Source organism: Buttiauxella noackiae ATCC 51607 (assembly GCF_001654865.1).
GTDB lineage: Bacteria > Pseudomonadota > Gammaproteobacteria > Enterobacterales > Enterobacteriaceae > Buttiauxella > Buttiauxella noackiae.
Genome location: NZ_LXEO01000009.1, coordinates 43,952 through 60,366, shown reverse-complemented (window position 1 = coordinate 60,366; position 16,415 = coordinate 43,952). Strand labels below are relative to the sequence as shown.

The 16,415-nt window shown below is 49.9% G+C and carries 15 protein-coding genes and 1 pseudogene; 10 read left to right on the top strand and 6 right to left on the bottom strand.

The window, feature by feature from the left end:
- Positions 1 to 149 precede the first annotated feature (149 nt).
- The 6 genes from M979_RS03800 (at position 150) to M979_RS03775 (ending at position 4,186) form a co-directional block, all read left to right on the top strand.
- Positions 150 to 710 (top strand): lipoprotein, encoded by a 561-nt coding sequence (locus M979_RS03800; RefSeq protein ID WP_034456206.1) that lies wholly within the window; start codon positions 150 to 152, stop codon positions 708 to 710.
- A 133-nt stretch (positions 711 to 843) separates the two neighbouring features.
- Positions 844 to 1,890 carry a dihydroorotase gene (pyrC, locus tag M979_RS03795; protein ID WP_064553827.1) on the top strand — a complete coding sequence of 349 codons (1,047 nt, stop codon included), beginning with the start codon at positions 844 to 846 and terminating at the stop codon, positions 1,888 to 1,890.
- A 73-nt stretch (positions 1,891 to 1,963) separates the two neighbouring features.
- Positions 1,964 to 2,209: a DNA damage-inducible protein I gene (gene dinI / locus M979_RS03790; RefSeq protein WP_034456209.1), complete on the top strand. Its 246-nt coding sequence runs from the start codon at positions 1,964 to 1,966 to the stop codon at positions 2,207 to 2,209.
- A 352-nt stretch (positions 2,210 to 2,561) separates the two neighbouring features.
- Positions 2,562 to 2,816, top strand: coding sequence for a biofilm formation regulator BssS (gene bssS / locus M979_RS03785; protein ID WP_034456211.1), 255 nt, complete (start codon positions 2,562 to 2,564; stop codon positions 2,814 to 2,816).
- A 130-nt stretch (positions 2,817 to 2,946) separates the two neighbouring features.
- Positions 2,947 to 4,065, top strand: a complete 1,119-nt coding sequence (gene solA, locus M979_RS03780; protein ID WP_064553826.1) for an N-methyl-L-tryptophan oxidase — start codon at positions 2,947 to 2,949, stop codon at positions 4,063 to 4,065.
- Between the two features lie 7 nt (positions 4,066 to 4,072).
- A complete protein-coding gene (locus M979_RS03775; RefSeq protein ID WP_064553825.1) occupies positions 4,073 to 4,186 on the top strand; it encodes a DUF2770 family protein in 114 nt (37 codons plus the stop codon).
- Between the two features lie 45 nt (positions 4,187 to 4,231).
- Here the strand turns inward: M979_RS03775 and trhO are convergent, their stop codons facing one another.
- On the bottom strand, positions 4,232 to 5,281 hold the full coding sequence (gene trhO / locus M979_RS03770) for an oxygen-dependent tRNA uridine(34) hydroxylase TrhO (protein ID WP_064553853.1): 1,050 nt from the start codon (positions 5,279 to 5,281) through the stop codon (positions 4,232 to 4,234).
- Between the two features lie 233 nt (positions 5,282 to 5,514).
- Between trhO and M979_RS03765 the strand changes: the two genes are divergently transcribed.
- The 3 genes and pseudogenes from M979_RS03765 to M979_RS03755 all read left to right on the top strand — a co-directional run bounded on the left by M979_RS03765 (position 5,515) and on the right by M979_RS03755 (position 8,291).
- Entirely contained in the window at positions 5,515 to 6,435 is a 921-nt protein-coding gene (locus M979_RS03765) for a Kdo(2)-lipid IV(A) acyltransferase (protein ID WP_034456213.1), read from the top strand.
- Positions 6,436 to 6,586: 151 nt separating this feature from the next.
- Positions 6,587 to 7,813, top strand: a pseudogene (gene mdtG / locus M979_RS03760) (multidrug efflux MFS transporter MdtG).
- Between the two features lie 103 nt (positions 7,814 to 7,916).
- The gene (locus M979_RS03755; protein WP_034456217.1) at positions 7,917 to 8,291 is read left to right on the top strand and encodes a MysB family protein; all 375 of its coding nucleotides are present in this window, start codon (positions 7,917 to 7,919) and stop codon (positions 8,289 to 8,291) included.
- A gap of 3 nt (positions 8,292 to 8,294) precedes the next feature.
- Here the strand turns inward: M979_RS03755 and M979_RS03750 are convergent, their stop codons facing one another.
- From M979_RS03750 to mdoG, 3 genes are all read right to left on the bottom strand, one after another.
- A complete protein-coding gene (locus tag M979_RS03750) occupies positions 8,295 to 8,525 on the bottom strand; it encodes a YceK/YidQ family lipoprotein (RefSeq protein WP_034456219.1) in 231 nt (76 codons plus the stop codon).
- A 162-nt stretch (positions 8,526 to 8,687) separates the two neighbouring features.
- Positions 8,688 to 11,225: a glucans biosynthesis glucosyltransferase MdoH gene (gene mdoH, locus M979_RS03745; RefSeq protein WP_034456220.1), complete on the bottom strand. Its 2,538-nt coding sequence runs from the start codon at positions 11,223 to 11,225 to the stop codon at positions 8,688 to 8,690.
- Positions 11,218 to 12,753, bottom strand: a complete 1,536-nt coding sequence (gene mdoG / locus M979_RS03740; protein ID WP_122974003.1) for a glucans biosynthesis protein MdoG — start codon at positions 12,751 to 12,753, stop codon at positions 11,218 to 11,220. The genes mdoH and mdoG overlap by 8 nt, the downstream gene beginning before the upstream one ends.
- Positions 12,754 to 13,047: 294 nt before the next feature.
- Here mdoG and mdoC point away from each other — a divergent pair, with 294 nt between their 5' ends.
- On the top strand, positions 13,048 to 14,199 hold the full coding sequence (mdoC, locus tag M979_RS03735) for a glucans biosynthesis protein MdoC (protein ID WP_064553824.1): 1,152 nt from the start codon (positions 13,048 to 13,050) through the stop codon (positions 14,197 to 14,199).
- Positions 14,200 to 14,405: 206 nt separating this feature from the next.
- Here the strand turns inward: mdoC and M979_RS03730 are convergent, their stop codons facing one another.
- Both M979_RS03730 and ymdB read right to left on the bottom strand, forming a co-directional pair.
- Entirely contained in the window at positions 14,406 to 15,893 is a 1,488-nt protein-coding gene (locus M979_RS03730; protein WP_064553823.1) for a phospholipase D family protein, read from the bottom strand.
- The gene (gene ymdB, locus M979_RS03725; RefSeq protein WP_064553822.1) at positions 15,844 to 16,368 is read right to left on the bottom strand and encodes an O-acetyl-ADP-ribose deacetylase; all 525 of its coding nucleotides are present in this window, start codon (positions 16,366 to 16,368) and stop codon (positions 15,844 to 15,846) included. The genes M979_RS03730 and ymdB overlap by 50 nt, the downstream gene beginning before the upstream one ends.
- Between the last annotated feature and the right edge of the window lie 47 nt (positions 16,369 to 16,415).

The following is a 16,415-nucleotide window of genomic DNA, read 5'->3' as shown; positions in this document are numbered from 1 at the left end:
CGGGTAGGATAACCCGCCTTAATCTCATGGTTCAGAAACTCATTTTGTTGAATAAAAAATTAAGCCTTTTCCTGTAGCACGCCCTGCACTGGTACATCATGATGCTTTATGTCAGGATCTGTGACCGATGCAGCATGTTAAGGAAATCCATGAAAAAAATAGTTTTAGCCGCAGCCTTGATGCTCAGCGGATTAGTGGTGGGTTGTAACCAGCTAACGCAGTACACCGTCAGCGAACAGGAAATCAACCAGGCGCTGCACAAACGGAATAATTTCTCTAAAGACATTGGCCTGCCAGGCGTTGCCGATGCTCATATTGTCTTAACTAATTTAGCCAGTGCGATTGGCCGAGAAGAACCGAACAAAATCACCCTGACTGGCGATGCCAAACTGGATATGACGTCTTTGTTCGGCAATCAAAAAGCTAATATCAAACTTAAACTCAAAGCCCTGCCAGCCTTTAATAAAGAGCAAGGTGCTATCTATTTGCAAGAAATGGAAGTGGTAGATGCAACCGTCGAGCCTGAAAAAATGCAGACGATCGTTCAGACACTGATTCCATATCTCAATCAGTCGCTACGCAATTACTTCAACCAACAGCCAGCTTACGTATTGAGCGAAGATAACAGTGCAGGCGAAAAACTGGCGAAGAAATACGCCAAAGGGATTGAAGTCAAACCAGGTGAAATCATTATTCCGTTCACCGAGTAAGCAAGCAAATACTGGGGAGGCACGTCCTCCCCAAGAAAATCTCAACGAAAATGGTGCAAAGCTAAACGTTTGCGCTTATCCTTTGTGCCCGGCATAAATCATCGTTATTTCCTTCCTACGCCGGAGCACTTTCATGACCGTATTACCTCAGGTATTAAAAATTCGCCGCCCAGACGACTGGCATGTTCACCTTCGTGATGGTGATATGTTAAAAACGGTGGTGCCTTATACCAGCGAAATTTATGGTCGCGCGATTGTGATGCCAAACCTGGCTCCGCCAGTGACAACGGTTGAAGCAGCCATTGCTTACCGCCAGCGTATTCTCGACGCCGTACCGCAAGGGCATAATTTTGAGCCTTTGATGACCTGCTACCTGACCGATTCTCTGGACCCGAACGAAGTTGAACGCGGGTTTAACGAAGGCGTGTTTACTGCGGCAAAACTCTATCCAGCAAACGCAACAACCAACTCAAGCCATGGCGTGACCAGCACCGCCGCAATCTTACCTGTGCTTGAGCGCATGCAGAAAATCGACATGCCGCTTCTTATCCACGGTGAAGTGACTCACGCTGACATTGATATTTTTGACCGTGAAGCTCGCTTTATCGACAGTGTAATGGAACCGCTGCGTAAGCAACTGCCGGAACTGAAAGTAGTGTTTGAACATATCACCACCAGAGACGCCGCACAGTATGTGAAGGAAGGCAACTCTCTGTTAGGTGCAACGATTACTCCGCAACACCTGATGTTTAACCGCAACCACATGCTGGTTGGTGGCGTGCGCCCTCACCTGTATTGCCTACCGATTTTGAAACGCAGCATGCATCAGGAAGCGTTACGTGAACTGGTAGCAAGCGGATGCGACCGTGTATTCCTGGGTACCGATTCAGCACCGCATGCACGCCATCGCAAAGAAGCAAGCTGTGGCTGCGCTGGTTGCTTTAACGCCCCTTCAGCTTTGGGCGCTTACGCGACTGTATTTGAAGAAATGAATGCTATGCAACATTTCGAAGCGTTTACATCTCTCAATGGCCCGCGTTTCTACGGTTTACCTGTTAACGAAGAAACTATCGAACTGGTTCGCACCCCTGTTGAAATGCCAGAAATCATCGAAACATCCGATGACAGCATCGTGCCATTCCTGGCCGGTGAGAAAGTCGCCTGGTCAGTTAACGCATAATTTTTACCGCCCCCTGTTGCATCACGGGTAATATGACTGTATAAATATCCAGTATATTATACAGGGGGCTGTTATGCGTATTGAAGTCACTATTGCCAAAACTACATCTCTGCCACCAGGCGCTATTGATGCGCTTGCCAATGAACTTTCACGCCGTATTACTCAACACTATCCTGAAAACAATAATCACGTTCAGGTGCGTTATGCCGCTGCAAATAACCTGTCGGTTTTAGGGGCTACCAAAGAAGACCGCGATCGCATTAGCGAAATATTGCAAGAGACCTGGGAAAGCGCTGACGACTGGTTTGCTGCGGATTAAAAAACAAAATGGGGATGGGCTGGCTTTAGATCAATTCGCCGCTCATTTCAGGTAAAAATTCCCTCGTTGTTATCTTTATACCGGGTGTCGCCATCCGGTTTTTTTAATTGTATGAAATTCGCTCATTTAAATAATTCCCTTTCGCGTACATTACACAGAATCATCTGATTCAATAATAAATATTATGCCGGTTTATTGTGCAATTAAGCACTTTATTGTAAAAAAAGTGTTGCAGGGTATTTATTTATCCGTCGAAATAGCTTAATCATTGATATACTTAACTGGCTTCACATTAAACAAGCATTAAACCTCACGAACCGTTGTCTCAAACACACGTATAAAAGGGGTTATGATGGAAAAAAATAGTGATGTTATCCAGACCCATCCCCTTATCGGATGGGACATCAGCACCGTTGATAGTTACGATGCGCTGATGCTTCGCCTGCACTACCTGACCTCGAATACGCAAAAGCACGACGAAACTGAAATCGGTCAAACTTTATGGCTGACCACGGATGTTGCCCGGCAATTTATTTCTATTTTAGAAGCCGGGATTGCTAAGATTGAATCCAGTGATTACCAGGTAAACGATTATCGTAAGCATTGATTGTCGATGCTGCCCAAATAACGCAAGGCACCGTACAGGTGCCTTTTTTATTATTCAGGTTTCACTTTATTGTCAGCCAATCAAGAATTAATTACCCTGCTATATAATGACTCTCAGAGAGAAAAGTGCCATGCATTATGATCTTATCATCGTCGGTAGTGGTTCGGTTGGCGCAGCCGCCGGATGCTACGCTACTCATTCTGGCTTGAACGTGCTCATGATCGACAGCTGCCACCCTCCCCACCAGCATGGTAGCCATCATGGTGATACTCGCCTGATGCGCCACGCTTATGGCGAAGGGGAAAAATATGTCCCGCTGGTGTTACGCGCCCAGACTTTATGGGATGCATTGCAGGAAATCAGCGGCGAGAAAGTCTTTCATCGCACTGGTGTGATTAACCTGGGCCCTGCGGATTCAGCTTTTATCTCAACGGTGCAAAGCAGTGCGCAAACCTGGTCACTGCCGCTTGAGACACTGACTGCTGAACAAATCACGGCACGCTGGCCACAGATTACCGTTCCAGAAAACTACCTTGGCTTATTTGAGCCGAATTCTGGCGTGCTACGCAGCGAGTTAGCGGTGGAAACTTATATCCGCCTGGCAAACCAGGGCGGCTGTGCTCAGTTATTTAACTGCCCGGTCACTGACATTCGCCATATCGCAGACGGTGTGGAAGTTGATACCCCGGAAGGCGAGTTCACCGCCGACAAACTGTTGGTGAGCGCAGGGACCTGGGTCACGAAATTATTACCCGAGCTGCCAGTGACACCAGTGCGTAAAATCTTTAGCTGGCATCAGGCTGATGGGCGTTATAGCGAAAAGAACAATTTCCCTGCATTCACGGCCGAGTTACCCGATGGTAGCCAGTACTATGGCTTCCCGGCCGGCGAAGATAACGAACTGAAGCTCGGGAAACATAATGGTGGGCAAGTCATCAGTGAACCGCAGCAACGCAAACCGTTTGGCGCTATCGCAACCGATGGCAGTGAAGTGTTCAGCTTCTTGCGCCAGATAATGCCAGGTGTTGGCGTTTGCATGCATGGTGCAGCCTGCACCTACGATATGTCGCCGGATGAGGATTTCATTATTGATACTCTGCCCGAGCATGACAATACGTTGGTGATCACCGGGTTAAGTGGGCATGGTTTTAAATTCGCCTCAGTGCTTGGGGAAATTGCGTGTCAATTTGCGTTAGGTAAAGAACCAGGTTTCGACCTGACACCATTCTCACTTTCACGTTTTAAATGAGCCTGCAATGCACCACTTTTTTAGCTATCTGATCAATAACGTACGCGAGCATTTAATGCTGTATCTGCTGTTGTCAGCATTACTGATTTTGATTGATGTGATTTATTTGTGGCTGAAATGAAAGGGAATAAACGGGTGGATAAAATTAACCCCACCCGTGCGAGTATTACTCGGGGTCAGGAATACCTAACGTGGTATTTAGTGCTCCACGAGATTTATTGAAAATCTTATTACCGTTTTCGCGCCCTGCGCGACGACGGCGCTGTTCTTCGGGTGAGAGTGCCAGTTCTTCGCGGCAAATGTCGCTGCAACAGCCTGCAAACTTCTGCGCGCAGGATGGACACTGAATAAACAGCAGGTGACATCCATCATTTTTGCAGTTGGTGTGGCTATCACAAGAAACCCCACATTGATGGCAGTGGGCAATCACATCATCGGAAATTCGCTCACCCATACGCTCGTCAAAAACAAAGTTCTTGCCAACAAAACGCACTGGAATCCCCTGCTCTCGCGCACGTCGGGCATATTCAATAATCCCGCCTTCAATGTGATAGACGTTCTTAAAGCCGTTGTGCAGCATCCAGGCACTGGCTTTCTCACAGCGAATCCCACCGGTGCAATACATGACAATTTTTTTATCTTTGTCATCCTGCAACATATCTACCGCTTTCGGCAGCTGTTCACGGAAAGTATCAGCCGGGATCTCTAAAGCATCCTGGAAATGGCCCACTTCATATTCGTAATGATTGCGCATGTCGATAAACACGGCTTCAGGATCATCGAGCATTGCGTTGACATCAGCCGCTTTAAGATAAGAACCGACGTTGCTGGCATCAAAAGATGGATCATCAATGCCATCGGCAACAATACGGTCACGCACTTTCATGCGTAGTACCCAAAACGACTTACCATCGTCTTCAAGGGCGATATTTAAACGCACGCCGTTAAGTGCAGGATGGAATCCGTATAGTGTTTCCCGGAACGCATCGACCCGGTTTTGCGGTACGCTGATTTGCGCATTAATCCCTTCATGGGCGAGATAGACGCGGCCAAATACATTCAGCGCGGTAAAAGCCAGATAAAGCGCATCGCGCGTGGCTTTAGGTTCTTCAATGGTGAAATACTTATAGAATGAGATTGTGGTGCGTGGCTCGGTTTCAGCCAACATACGCAGGCGCAATTCATCATTCGATATGCGGTTGTGTAACACTGGCATGGTGTTCGCTCGGCTATCGTTGATAAGAAAAAAACTGGGCAGCATCATAAAGCAATTATCGTTAATTTACATCCACGCATTTTGCGCTACATTTTCTTCATCTAGCCGCACCACAATCAACAATTGATGGATTATCAGTCACTCCGCAGCTGTTAATTTTGGCTGTCCCACAAAAAGTGTCACAATAGTCTTACTCAAGAAGATCCGGCATTTGCCGTCACAATAGGTTTTACATGACGAACTTACCGCAATTCTCGCGCGCATTGCTTCATCCTCGTTATTGGGGAGTTTGGTTTGGGATTGGCTTACTCTACTTAATTACTCTTCTCCCTTACCCTGTGATTTATCGACTTGGCCGTGGCCTTGGCCAACTCGCCAGGCGCTTTATGAAACGTCGCGTCAGAATTACACGCCGCAATCTTGAGCTCGCCTTCCCGCACAAAACCGTCGAGGAACGAGAGCACTATCTGGAAAAAAACTTTGAGTCCGTTGGCCTTGGTCTGATGGAGACTGGCATCGCCTGGTTCTGGCCAACACGGCGTATCCAGCGCTGGTGTGATGTGAGCGGTGTCGACCAGATTCATGCGGTACAAGAAGCCAAACGCGGCGTACTGCTGATTGGTATTCACTTCCTGACGCTTGAATTAGGCGCACGCATGTTCGGCATGAATACGCCCGGCATTGGCGTTTACCGCCCGAATGACAACCCCCTGCTGGACTGGTTGCAAACCTGGGGCCGTATGCGTTCCAACAAAAGTATGATTGACCGTAAAGATCTCAAAGGCATGATCCGCGCGCTAAAACAGGGCGAGATTATCTGGTACGCACCTGACCATGATTACGGCCCGCGCGGCAGCGTCTTTGTACCCTTCTTTGGCGTTGATCAGGCGGCGACAACCACGGGCACCTATACGCTGGCACGTATGTCGGGCGCGGCAATTGTCCCAATGGTGCCACGCCGCAAACCTGACGGAAAAGGCTATGAGCTGATTATTCTGCCTGCGGAATTTTCACCACCGCTGGAAACCCCGGAAGGCACAGCGCTCTGGATGAACAAAATCATTGAAGAATGCATCATGATGGCGCCTGAGCAATACATGTGGCTGCACCGGCGGTTTAAAACCCGACCCGAAGGCGTTCCTTCACGCTACTAGCTATCTTTCATTTAAGTCATAAGGCGGCCTAAAGCCGCCTTTATTCGTTCTAAAATTGTGTTTCAGAAACATTGCCACCCCAACGCTAACAGGCGCATAATTAGCAAGGTAATAATTCCCCGCATATCTTTTCTGCCCAATTTGGAGTTTTATGACTCTCCCTGAGAGCACCATCAACTGGAAACGAAATCTCACTGTCGCCTGGCTTGGGTGTTTTCTTACTGGTGTCGCATTTAGTCTGGTAATGCCTTTCCTGCCCCTGTATGTCGAACACCTTGGCGTAACAGGCCACAGCGCACTGAACATGTGGTCCGGAATCGTTTTCAGCATTACCTTTTTGTTCTCAGCAATTGCATCACCTTTCTGGGGCGGGCTTGCCGACCGCAAAGGCCGCAAAATTATGCTGCTACGTTCGGCACTGGGTATGGCCATTGTGATGGTGCTGATGGGCTTTGCGAGCAATATCTGACAATTTCTGGCGCTTCGCGCGCTACTCGGGTTATTAGGCGGCTTTGTGCCTAATGCCAATGCGCTGATAGCCACTCAGGTTCCACGCCATAAAAGTGGCTGGGCGCTGGGTACGCTTTCGACAGGTGGGGTAAGCGGAGCCCTTCTCGGGCCGATGATCGGCGGCTTTCTGGCGGATACTTATGGCCTGCGCCCTGTGTTTTTCATCACCGCTGGCGTGCTGTTTACCTGTTTCGTCTTTACCTTCTTCTGCATTCGCGAACAATTCACCCCGGTGCACAAGAAAGATATGCTGCACGCACGCCAGGTTTTAACTTCGCTTAAGAACCCAAAACTGGTGCTGAGTTTGTTTGTCACTACTATGATCATTCAGGTTGCAACTGGTTCCATTGCACCGATTCTGACGCTCTACGTTCGCGAGCTGGCAGGGAATGTCAGCAACCTGGCGTTTATCAGCGGCATGATTGCCTCAGTTCCAGGCGTTGCCGCGTTGATTAGCGCACCGCGATTGGGGAAATTGGGGGATAGAATCGGGCCGGAGCGGATTTTAATCTGCGCACTGGTTGTCTCCGTCCTTCTGCTTATTCCGATGTCGATGGTGCAAACGCCCTGGCAATTGGGCGTATTACGCTTCCTGCTGGGCGCTGCCGACGGCGCATTGCTGCCAGCGGTTCAGACCCTGCTTGTCTATAACTCCAGCAACCAGATTGCCGGGCGCATTTTTAGCTATAACCAGTCATTCCGCGATATTGGCAATGTGACCGGCCCGTTAGTGGGCGCCGCCGTCTCCGCCAGCTACGGTTTCCGTACCGTCTTTTTAGTCACGGCTTGTGTGGTACTTTTCAACGCGCTTTACTCATGGATAAGCCTGCGCCGCCCAACAGAACGCATCACCGTTTCAGAAGAGTGATAGCGGATTAAATCTCATACTTGCAACTTTGCAAACAGCGTCAACAATTAACTTGAAAATGCGCTGTAGCGCGCTCCCTGACCTGTAACAAAAGGAGATGAGTATGAGTCTGTACGCGACGCTGGAAGAGGCCATTGATGCCGCACGCGAGCTTTTCCTTGTAGATAACCCGGAGCTTGAAGAAGAGAGTGCCAGTGTTCAGCAACTGAACATTCAAAAGTATATTCTTCAGGATGGCGACATTATGTGGCAAGCCGAGTTCTTCGCAGATGACAGCGAAGATGGCGAATGTTTACCGATGCTCAGTGGTGAGGCGGCCCAAAGTGTATTCGACGGCGACTACGACGAAATCGAGTTACGCCAGGAGTGGATTGAGGAAAATACACTGCATGAGTGGGACGAAGGTGAATTTCAACTTGAGCCGCCGCTGGATACCGAGGAAGGGCAAACTGCGGCTGATGAATGGGATGAACGATAACGCTTATTCGTAAGGCCCGTGGCTGGCATCAATGGGCAATAGCAGTGTGTCGAAGACCAGCGAAAATGGTAAATCGAGCACTGTAATATAGCGCCATGCACTGTCACGCACGTCCCACTGCACTCCGGGGTAATACTGATTACCATGTCCCTGCCCCGGAACTGCACGGCTGATAATGCTGCCACAACCGCTCAGGGCGCAGGCCGCCAAAATAACCACTAATACTTTTAACAATGCTTTCTCCAGTCTTACCGGTAAAAAAATGCCGACCTTCCGGTCGGCAGATTTCGTACACTCCTGTCGTGTGGCGGCTTTCGCCTTTCCCGACCTACAAATCCGTATGGTTTTTGTAGGGTGGATAAGCGTTAAGCGCCATCCACCGAAGCCGTTTTTCTATCAAATGCCCTTAACCGGTAATGCAGCCGGATTCAACTCAACCGTTTTGTAGCTATCAACCCATGAAGAATAACGCTGCGGGTTAGACCAGACACGGTAATGCAAACGAGACATGGTGACCGGATCGCTTAGCAATACCAGGCGGCGATCGCGGTTTAGTTTGTCCGGCGTTTCGTTCAGTGCCTGTTCAACGTGACGATCGCGAGCGATTTCCAGCACCTGGCTTGCACGGTGACGCGCAGTTGCCATTGCGGTTGTCAGGGCATTAAACGACGGGTTAAACACCGCGTGCATAAAGCCATCATCCAGCGTACGGCTACGGTTCAGTTTCAGGTAGTTGTCGGTATCAACCAGAACCTGCGGAGGAGAATACTCTTCCGGAATCAGGAACAACTTCCAGCGTTTGGTACGCAAACCGATAGTCGCGCGGCTCGAAATCACCGACACAAACGGCGACAGAATCAGCGAGAACACGATTGGCGCAAGCCAGAACAAGAAGCGTAAATCCAGCCACGCCATGCCGACCGCCCACACCAGACCCAGCAGAAGCTGAGAACCGTGGCGCATAAACGCTTCGCCCCATGGGGTTGAATCGTCATCACGCTGCGGAGAGTTCCATACCACTTCCCAGCCGAGGAACGCGCTGACCACGAACACGGTGTGGAACAGCATACGCACCGGAGCCAGCAGCACGGAGAACAGCACTTCCAATAACAAGGAAGCCGTCACACGGAAGAAGCCGCCGAACTCTTTCGAACCTTTGCACCAAATCAGGATGATGCTCAGCAGTTTAGGCAGGAACAACAACACCATGGTGGAGGCAAACAAGGCAATCGCTAACTCTGGACGCCACTGCGGCCACACCGGGAACAACTGGCGAGGTTGCAGGAAGTATTGCGGTTCTGTCAGCGCATGCACCACCTGCAAGGCAGTTGATAATGCGAGGAACATAAACCACAACGGCGCAGACAAGTAAGACATAACGCCCGTCAGGAACACAGCGCGGTGAACCGGGTGCATACCTTTTACCAGGAACAGACGGAAGTTCATCAAGTTACCGTGGCACCAACGGCGGTCACGCTTGAGTTCATCGAGCAAGTTCGGCGGCAGCTCTTCATAAGAACCAGGCAGATCATAGGCAATCCACACCCCCCAACCCGCACGGCGCATAAGTGCTGCTTCCACGAAGTCGTGAGAAAGGATAGAACCTGCGAAAGAACCCTCACCTGGCAGCGGTGCTAACGCACAATGCTCGATGAATGGCTTAACGCGGATAATCGCGTTATGCCCCCAGTAGTGCGATTCACCCAATTGCCAGAAGTGCAGACCCGCAGTAAACAGTGGCCCGTACACACGTGTCGCAAACTGCTGGCAACGCGCGTAAAGAGTGTCCATGCCCGACGCTTTTGGTGAAGACTGAATGATGCCCGCATTCGGGTTAGCATTCATCAGACGCACCAGGTTAGTCAGACAGTCACCGCTCATGACGGAGTCAGCATCCAACACCACCATGTAGCTGTACTGATTACCCCAACGACGGCAGAAGTCATCGATGTTGCCGCTTTTACGCTTCACGCGACGACGACGACGACGGTAGAAAATCTGCCCTTCGCCCTGCACTTCGTTTATCAGTTCCATCCACGCTTTCTGCTCGGCAACACAGATATCCGGGTTGTAGCTGTCGCTTAAGATGTAAACGTCGAAATGCTGCTGTTGGCCGGTTGCTTTTACCGATTCCCACGTCGCGCGCAGGCCCGCAAATACGCGGTCTACGTCTTCGTTACAGATAGGCATAATCAACGCGGTACGATGCGCCGGGTCGATTGGCTCATCACCCACTGTTGAGGCAGAGATACTGTATTTATCTTTGCCCATCAGTAGCTGAAGGAAACCCATCAGCGCGGTCCAGAAACCAGCTGAAACCCAACAGAACAGAATCGCAAACAGGATAAGAATGCCGGTTTGCAGCACATACGGCAGAAGCTGCATGAAGGACACCCAAAGATCCTGACCGAACATGTCGGAAGGATTGATCAGTGCCCAACCCTGGTAAGGAAGAATAGTCTTCATGTACCAGGTCGCTACGACAGTCTGAGAAATGGTCAGCAGCAGCAGAATGTAACGGCGGATAGTCCCGACGGTACGCCATTTCTGCTCGGCTTCGGCCTCTTCTTTCGACATATAGCGAGGATTAACTTCGCGCCCGCGCAGACGGTCCCAGAAGCGACCAATTGGGTTGGTGCGCCATGGGTCCGGGAACATAGAGGCACGCGTTGCTTTTGGCATCGCCTGCAACTGAGTGCGCCCTTCTTCGTCCTTGATTAACTGTTCACCGCCCAACGATCCAGGCCAGCTCGCTTCGAGCCGGGCCTTTACCGAGGCTAAAGGGGAATCATCGGCTCTGTCATAGTGCTGCTCTTGCGCGCCAAGCGCCTCGTGCACCGCTTGCAAATCCGATGCAGGAAGAGCCGCCTTCTGCTCAGCAGAAAGCGGGAGTGCATCAATATAATCAGACGCAGTATCAGTAAACTTATTCATTGGCAGGTAGCTGGTAGCTCCAGGTTTCACTCAACGTTTGATCACCATTGACCAGCGCTGCACGCATTTCAGTCGGTTTCTTCTCATCTTTGACTTTCAGACGTACCGTCAAACGCCAGCCTTTAGTGACCGGGTTGTAACGTACCTGGCTGTCAACGATTTCACCATTGTCACCAATGCTGGTTTGAGCAGTTACCGGCGTATCTTGCGGCAGTTTTTTCATGTCTGTGCCAACGAAGTCCAACACAAACGCGATCGTGCCATCAGGCTGGCGAATCAGGTTCGACTGCTTCACATCACCGGTTGAGCGGCGAGTCTGCGCAACGTATGCGTTATCTGGCGCATGCATTTTGTCTTCATCACGGCTGAAGGTAATGGTGTACTTAAAGTTCATCTCTTTGCCTGGTTCCGGGAGCTGATCCGGAGTCCAGTAAGCAACGATGTTGTCGTTAGTTTCATCGTTGGTTGGAATTTCAACCAGTTCGACGCGACCTTTACCCCAATCACCTTGCGGCGCAACCCATGCACTTGGGCGCTGATCGTAACGATCGTCAAGGTCTTCAAAGCGAGAGAACTGACGGCCACGTTGCAGTAAACCAAAGCCAACTGGATTTTCGGTCGCAAACGAGCTCACCGCCAGATGTTTCGGGTTATTGAGCGGACGCCAAATCCATTCACCGTTACCGGCATGGATAGACAGACCGTTGGAGTCATGTAATTCCGGGCGGAAGTTGGTGCTTGGTGACGGCTGATTTGGCCCAAACAGGAACATACTGGTCAGCGGAGCCACGCCCAGTTTGCCAACTTTATCGCGCAGATAAACTTTTGACTGTACGTTCACCACTGTGTCGCGCCCTGGGGTAATCACAAAGCGATACGCACCGGTTGCACGCGGGGAATCGAGCAACGCGTAAAGGGTCAGCGTTTTGTCGCCAGTTTTCGGGCGTTCAATCCAATACTCACGGAAACGTGGGAACTCTTCGCCAGATGGCAAAGCAGTATCAATAGCCAAACCACGAGCAGACAGGCCATAAACCTGACCTGAGCCAATCACACGGAAGTAACTCGCCCCGAGCATGCTGACAATTTCGTCGTTCTTATCTTTGCTGTTGATCGGATAGAGCACTTTGAAACCGGCGAAGCCGAGATCTTTCACGGTGTCTTTATCGTGTTTCACATCACCGAAATTAAAGTAATCCGGGTTGTACTTGATCTTGTGAACCGCAGTTGCCGTCACTTCATTGATAGCAACAGGGGTGTCGAAGTACATACCCTGATGATAAAACTCAAGCTTAAATGGGGTCTTTAACTTGCTCCAGTAGGCTTTGTCGTGATTGAACTGGATCTGCTGGTAATCCGCATATTTCATGTCGCGGAAGAGCGAAGGCAGATTGCTTTTAGGTGCTTCGTAGCTTTTGCCCGCTAATGTTTTCGCTTGTTTTGCGACATCATCGATGTTGAAGGCCCAAACTGAGGTGGTATAAAGTGACAGCATTACTGCAGCACCGAGCCCACATACTTTCATCATTTTTAGTTTATGTTTCATATTAACCAGCACATCCCCCTTTGTGTGCTTAAATCAATCCAATCCATTTTAATGGAAACTTCTGCTTTCCGACAACCAAATACCCGCATTGTTCAGCGCGCCGGCTCAGCCTTTAAGCAAAAAAAGACAACTGCTTACGCTTTCAGCATCCATCCAGGAGACAGGATGTCATGGTTAGTGTAGGGTTGCCACGGAATTGATACCGTTCGGGACTTTAAGCCTATTGGGATATGTTCTTAAGGATAAGGCGATTCGTCCGATAATGTTTGGAGTATTATGAGTAACGCACCACAACAACGCGAGTTTTTCCTGGATTCTATCAGGGCCTGGCTAATGCTTTTAGGCATCCCGTTTCATATCTCGCTCATCTATTCAAGCCATCACTGGCACGTCAACAGTGCCGAAGCCTCGTGGGGTTTAACTCTGTTTAATGACTTTATTCACGCCTTTCGCATGCAGGTGTTTTTTGTCATTTCAGGTTATTTCTCTTACATGCTCTTTTTGCGCTACCCGCTTAAACGCTGGTGGAAGGTGCGTGTAGAACGGGTCGGCATCCCGATGCTCACCGCGATACCCTTGCTCACACTGCCGCAATTTTTAATGCTGCAACACGTTAATGACAAAGCCAAAAATTGGCCCGGCCTGACACCTTATGAAAAATACAACACCCTGGTGTGGGAGCTGGTTTCTCATTTGTGGTTCTTGTTAGTGATGGTAGTACTTACAACCGTATGTTTATTTTTGTTTCAACAGATGAAAGCACGCATGGCTGTTTCAGCAGAAAATAGTCAATCTTCTATTACTTTAGGAAAACTCTCAGTCGCCTTCCTGGGGTTTGGTATTCTATATGGCGTTATTCGCCGTACTATTTTTATTATTTACTCACCGATATTAAGTGATGGATTATTTAACTTCGTCGTCATGCAAACGCTGTTTTATCTACCCTTCTTCCTGCTGGGGGCTCTGGTGTTTGTACGCCCACAGTTAAAAGCGCTATTTACCACACCATCACCATGGTGTGCGGCAGGAGCAGCACTGGCATTTTGCGCCTATCTCCTTAACCAACGTTACGGTAGCGGCGATGCCTGGATGTACGAAACCGAGAGTGTGATTACCATGGTGCTGGGTTTGTGGATGGTAAACGTGGTGTTCTCACTGGGTCATAAACTTCTGAATTTCCATTCAAAACGTGTCACCTACTTTGTGAATGCTTCACTGTTTATTTATCTGGTACACCACCCATTGACGCTATTCTTTGGCGCATACATCACTCCGCATATCGCTTCAAATGCGCTGGGCTTTATCACCGGGTTAGTTTTTGTGGTGGGAATCGCCGTGATTCTTTATGAAATTCACCTGCGCATCCCATTGCTGCGTTTCCTGTTTTCCGGCAAGCCGCAGAATGTCGCAGTGAAAGTGACGAGTTAACTCTCCGGAAACTCAAAATAATTCGAGTTGCAGCCAGGCGGCAAGGGAACAACAAATCTGTCAGGAACAGATTTGAACAGCGCTTGCGCTGGCCCGAAGGGTGAGCCTCATGGACGAGGCTCATCAATCCCCAGGAGCTTACTTAAGTAAGTGACTGGGGTTTGTGAGTGCAGCCAACAACGCTGCAGCTTGAAGTATGAAGAGTTTTAGAGTAGCCACTCAATAGGCAACCGATACACTAACCGCACCAACACCCGCTGCCAAAAGCGGGTGTGCGGCTCTTTCTTCCAGACAATCTCTTTGCCCTCACTGTGTTCCACCCAATTCACCCGCCCCCACTTATCCAGACGCAGCGCCCAGGCATTCTCTTTCTGGCTTTGGGTAAAACGTTGGTGAATATCCTGCGCCAGCGCCTCACTTTCAATCACAAAACCCATCTCGGTATTGAGCATTGCGGAACGCGGGTCAAAATTAAAAGAGCCGATAAACACTTTTTGTTTATCCACACTAAACGTTTTGGCATGCAAGCTGGAACCTGAATTCCCTGTTAAGCCACGGTCATGGGGTCTGCGCTGGCCATCCTGTTCGGGCTTTAACTCATAAAGCTCGACCCCGTGGCGCATCAGTTTTTTACGCCAACGCGCATAACCAGCATGAACTACCGCCACATCATTGGCGGCAAGTGAGTTCGTCAGGATGGCTATTTTTACCCCTTTACGCACAAGCCCTAAGATTTGCGCGATACCCGCGCGAGTTGGCACAAAATAGGCTGAGATAATGTCTATCTCGCGCTCTGGCATGCCAATCACATTCATCAGACGTTGCGGCAGTAACGTGTGGTTGCGCGCTTTGCCCTGCCCCTTGCGCGGGTCATCACTGAGTAAGCGTGTTTTCGCCCAGTACATTTCCAGCGTGCGGGCGACAAGGTCGGTCGCAAACTGGCTGGTTGTCAGTCGGTCAAGATAGCGACGCGCTGTCGGGTCATCACGCCAGTTATCTGGAAGTTGTACCCGCTGCTGTAAAGCATCTGTATCAACATCCAGCACCTTTTCAAGCGTCGAGACACACTGGCTGTTCCAGTAGCGCTCAAAATCCTGGCTGACATCCTCAACAACCGGGCCGATGGCCAGCACATCTAAGTCTGAAAACAGCGGTTGTTTACCCACACCAAAGTAAGCGTCCCCCACATTTCGACCGCCAATAATCGTGGTTTCACCGTCAACAGTGAATGATTTATTGTGCATACGGCGGTTAAGCCTGGCAAAGTCGGTCAGGTAGCCAATGGCGCGAAACAGGCGGAATGAAAAGGGATTAAAAAGGCGAATTTCTATCTGAGGATGGGCGTTCAGAAGCGCTAACGTATCATCAAGGCCGTTGGTGTTGTTATCGTCAAGCAACAGTCTGACTTTCACTCCGCGATCTGCCGCCGCCAGTAGCGCGCTAAACATTAGCCGCCCGGACATATCATCCTGCCAAATGTAATACTGCACATCGAGGGTTTTCTCCGCCATGCCGCACAGCAGATAGCGCGCCGTAAACGCATCCAGGCTATCCGCGAGCGGATGTATACCGCTAAGCCCAGGATGCTCACTTGTCGCAGGAGAAATCGCCCTTCCGAGGCGCGTTGCGTGATCGTTCTTCACATTAGAGTTGGGCAAGTAGTTGCTCGTAAATATGGGTGTTTTCGTCGTCAAAACAGACAAAAACTACCTGTTCAGGTAATGGGCGCAGACCGATATAACGGTAGACGGTATCAACGGCTATTTTTGCTGCCAGCTCTTTCGGATAACCATATGCACCGGTGCTGATCGCCGGGAACGCAATCGTGCGATAGCTATTAGCTGCCGCTAAATCGAGGCTATTGCGGTAGGTCTGTTCAAGTAATTCAGCTTCATTTTTTTCACCACCGTGCCACACCGGACCAACCGCGTGAATCACAGCTTTAACCGGAATATTTCCTGCTTCGGTAATCACCGCATGTCCTGGTGCGCATTCGCCCTGATGTTGGCGAATAACCTGGCAGGCAGCCAATAATGCAGGCCCGGCAGCCCGATGAATAGCACCATCAACACCGCCACCTCCCATCAGGGATGAATTCGCCGCATTGACTATCACGTCAACCTCAACGCGGGTGATATCACCTTGTATCACCGACATTCTTTCACTCATTGGGAAATCTCCAGTTAGTCTTTGATCGTAGTCTAAACTTAGCGAAC

Bases quoted from the DNA above. Each gene is read 5' to 3' on its own strand.
- M979_RS03800 (WP_034456206.1), top strand. From the start codon at position 150: ATGAAAAAAATAGTTTTAGCCGCAGCCTTGATGCTCAGCGGATTAGTG.
- pyrC (WP_064553827.1), top strand. From the start codon at position 844: ATGACCGTATTACCTCAGGTATTAAAAATTCGCCGCCCAGACGACTGG.
- dinI (WP_034456209.1), top strand. From the start codon at position 1,964: ATGCGTATTGAAGTCACTATTGCCAAAACTACATCTCTGCCACCAGGC.
- bssS (WP_034456211.1), top strand. From the start codon at position 2,562: ATGGAAAAAAATAGTGATGTTATCCAGACCCATCCCCTTATCGGATGG.
- solA (WP_064553826.1), top strand. From the start codon at position 2,947: ATGCATTATGATCTTATCATCGTCGGTAGTGGTTCGGTTGGCGCAGCC.
- M979_RS03775 (WP_064553825.1), top strand. From the start codon at position 4,073: ATGCACCACTTTTTTAGCTATCTGATCAATAACGTACGCGAGCATTTA.
- trhO (WP_064553853.1), bottom strand. From the start codon at position 5,281: ATGCCAGTGTTACACAACCGCATATCGAATGATGAATTGCGCCTGCGT.
- M979_RS03765 (WP_034456213.1), top strand. From the start codon at position 5,515: ATGACGAACTTACCGCAATTCTCGCGCGCATTGCTTCATCCTCGTTAT.
- M979_RS03755 (WP_034456217.1), top strand. From the start codon at position 7,917: ATGAGTCTGTACGCGACGCTGGAAGAGGCCATTGATGCCGCACGCGAG.
- mdoH (WP_034456220.1), bottom strand. From the start codon at position 11,225: ATGAATAAGTTTACTGATACTGCGTCTGATTATATTGATGCACTCCCG.
- mdoG (WP_122974003.1), bottom strand. From the start codon at position 12,753: ATGATGAAAGTATGTGGGCTCGGTGCTGCAGTAATGCTGTCACTTTAT.
- mdoC (WP_064553824.1), top strand. From the start codon at position 13,048: ATGAGTAACGCACCACAACAACGCGAGTTTTTCCTGGATTCTATCAGG.
- ymdB (WP_064553822.1), bottom strand. From the start codon at position 16,368: ATGAGTGAAAGAATGTCGGTGATACAAGGTGATATCACCCGCGTTGAG.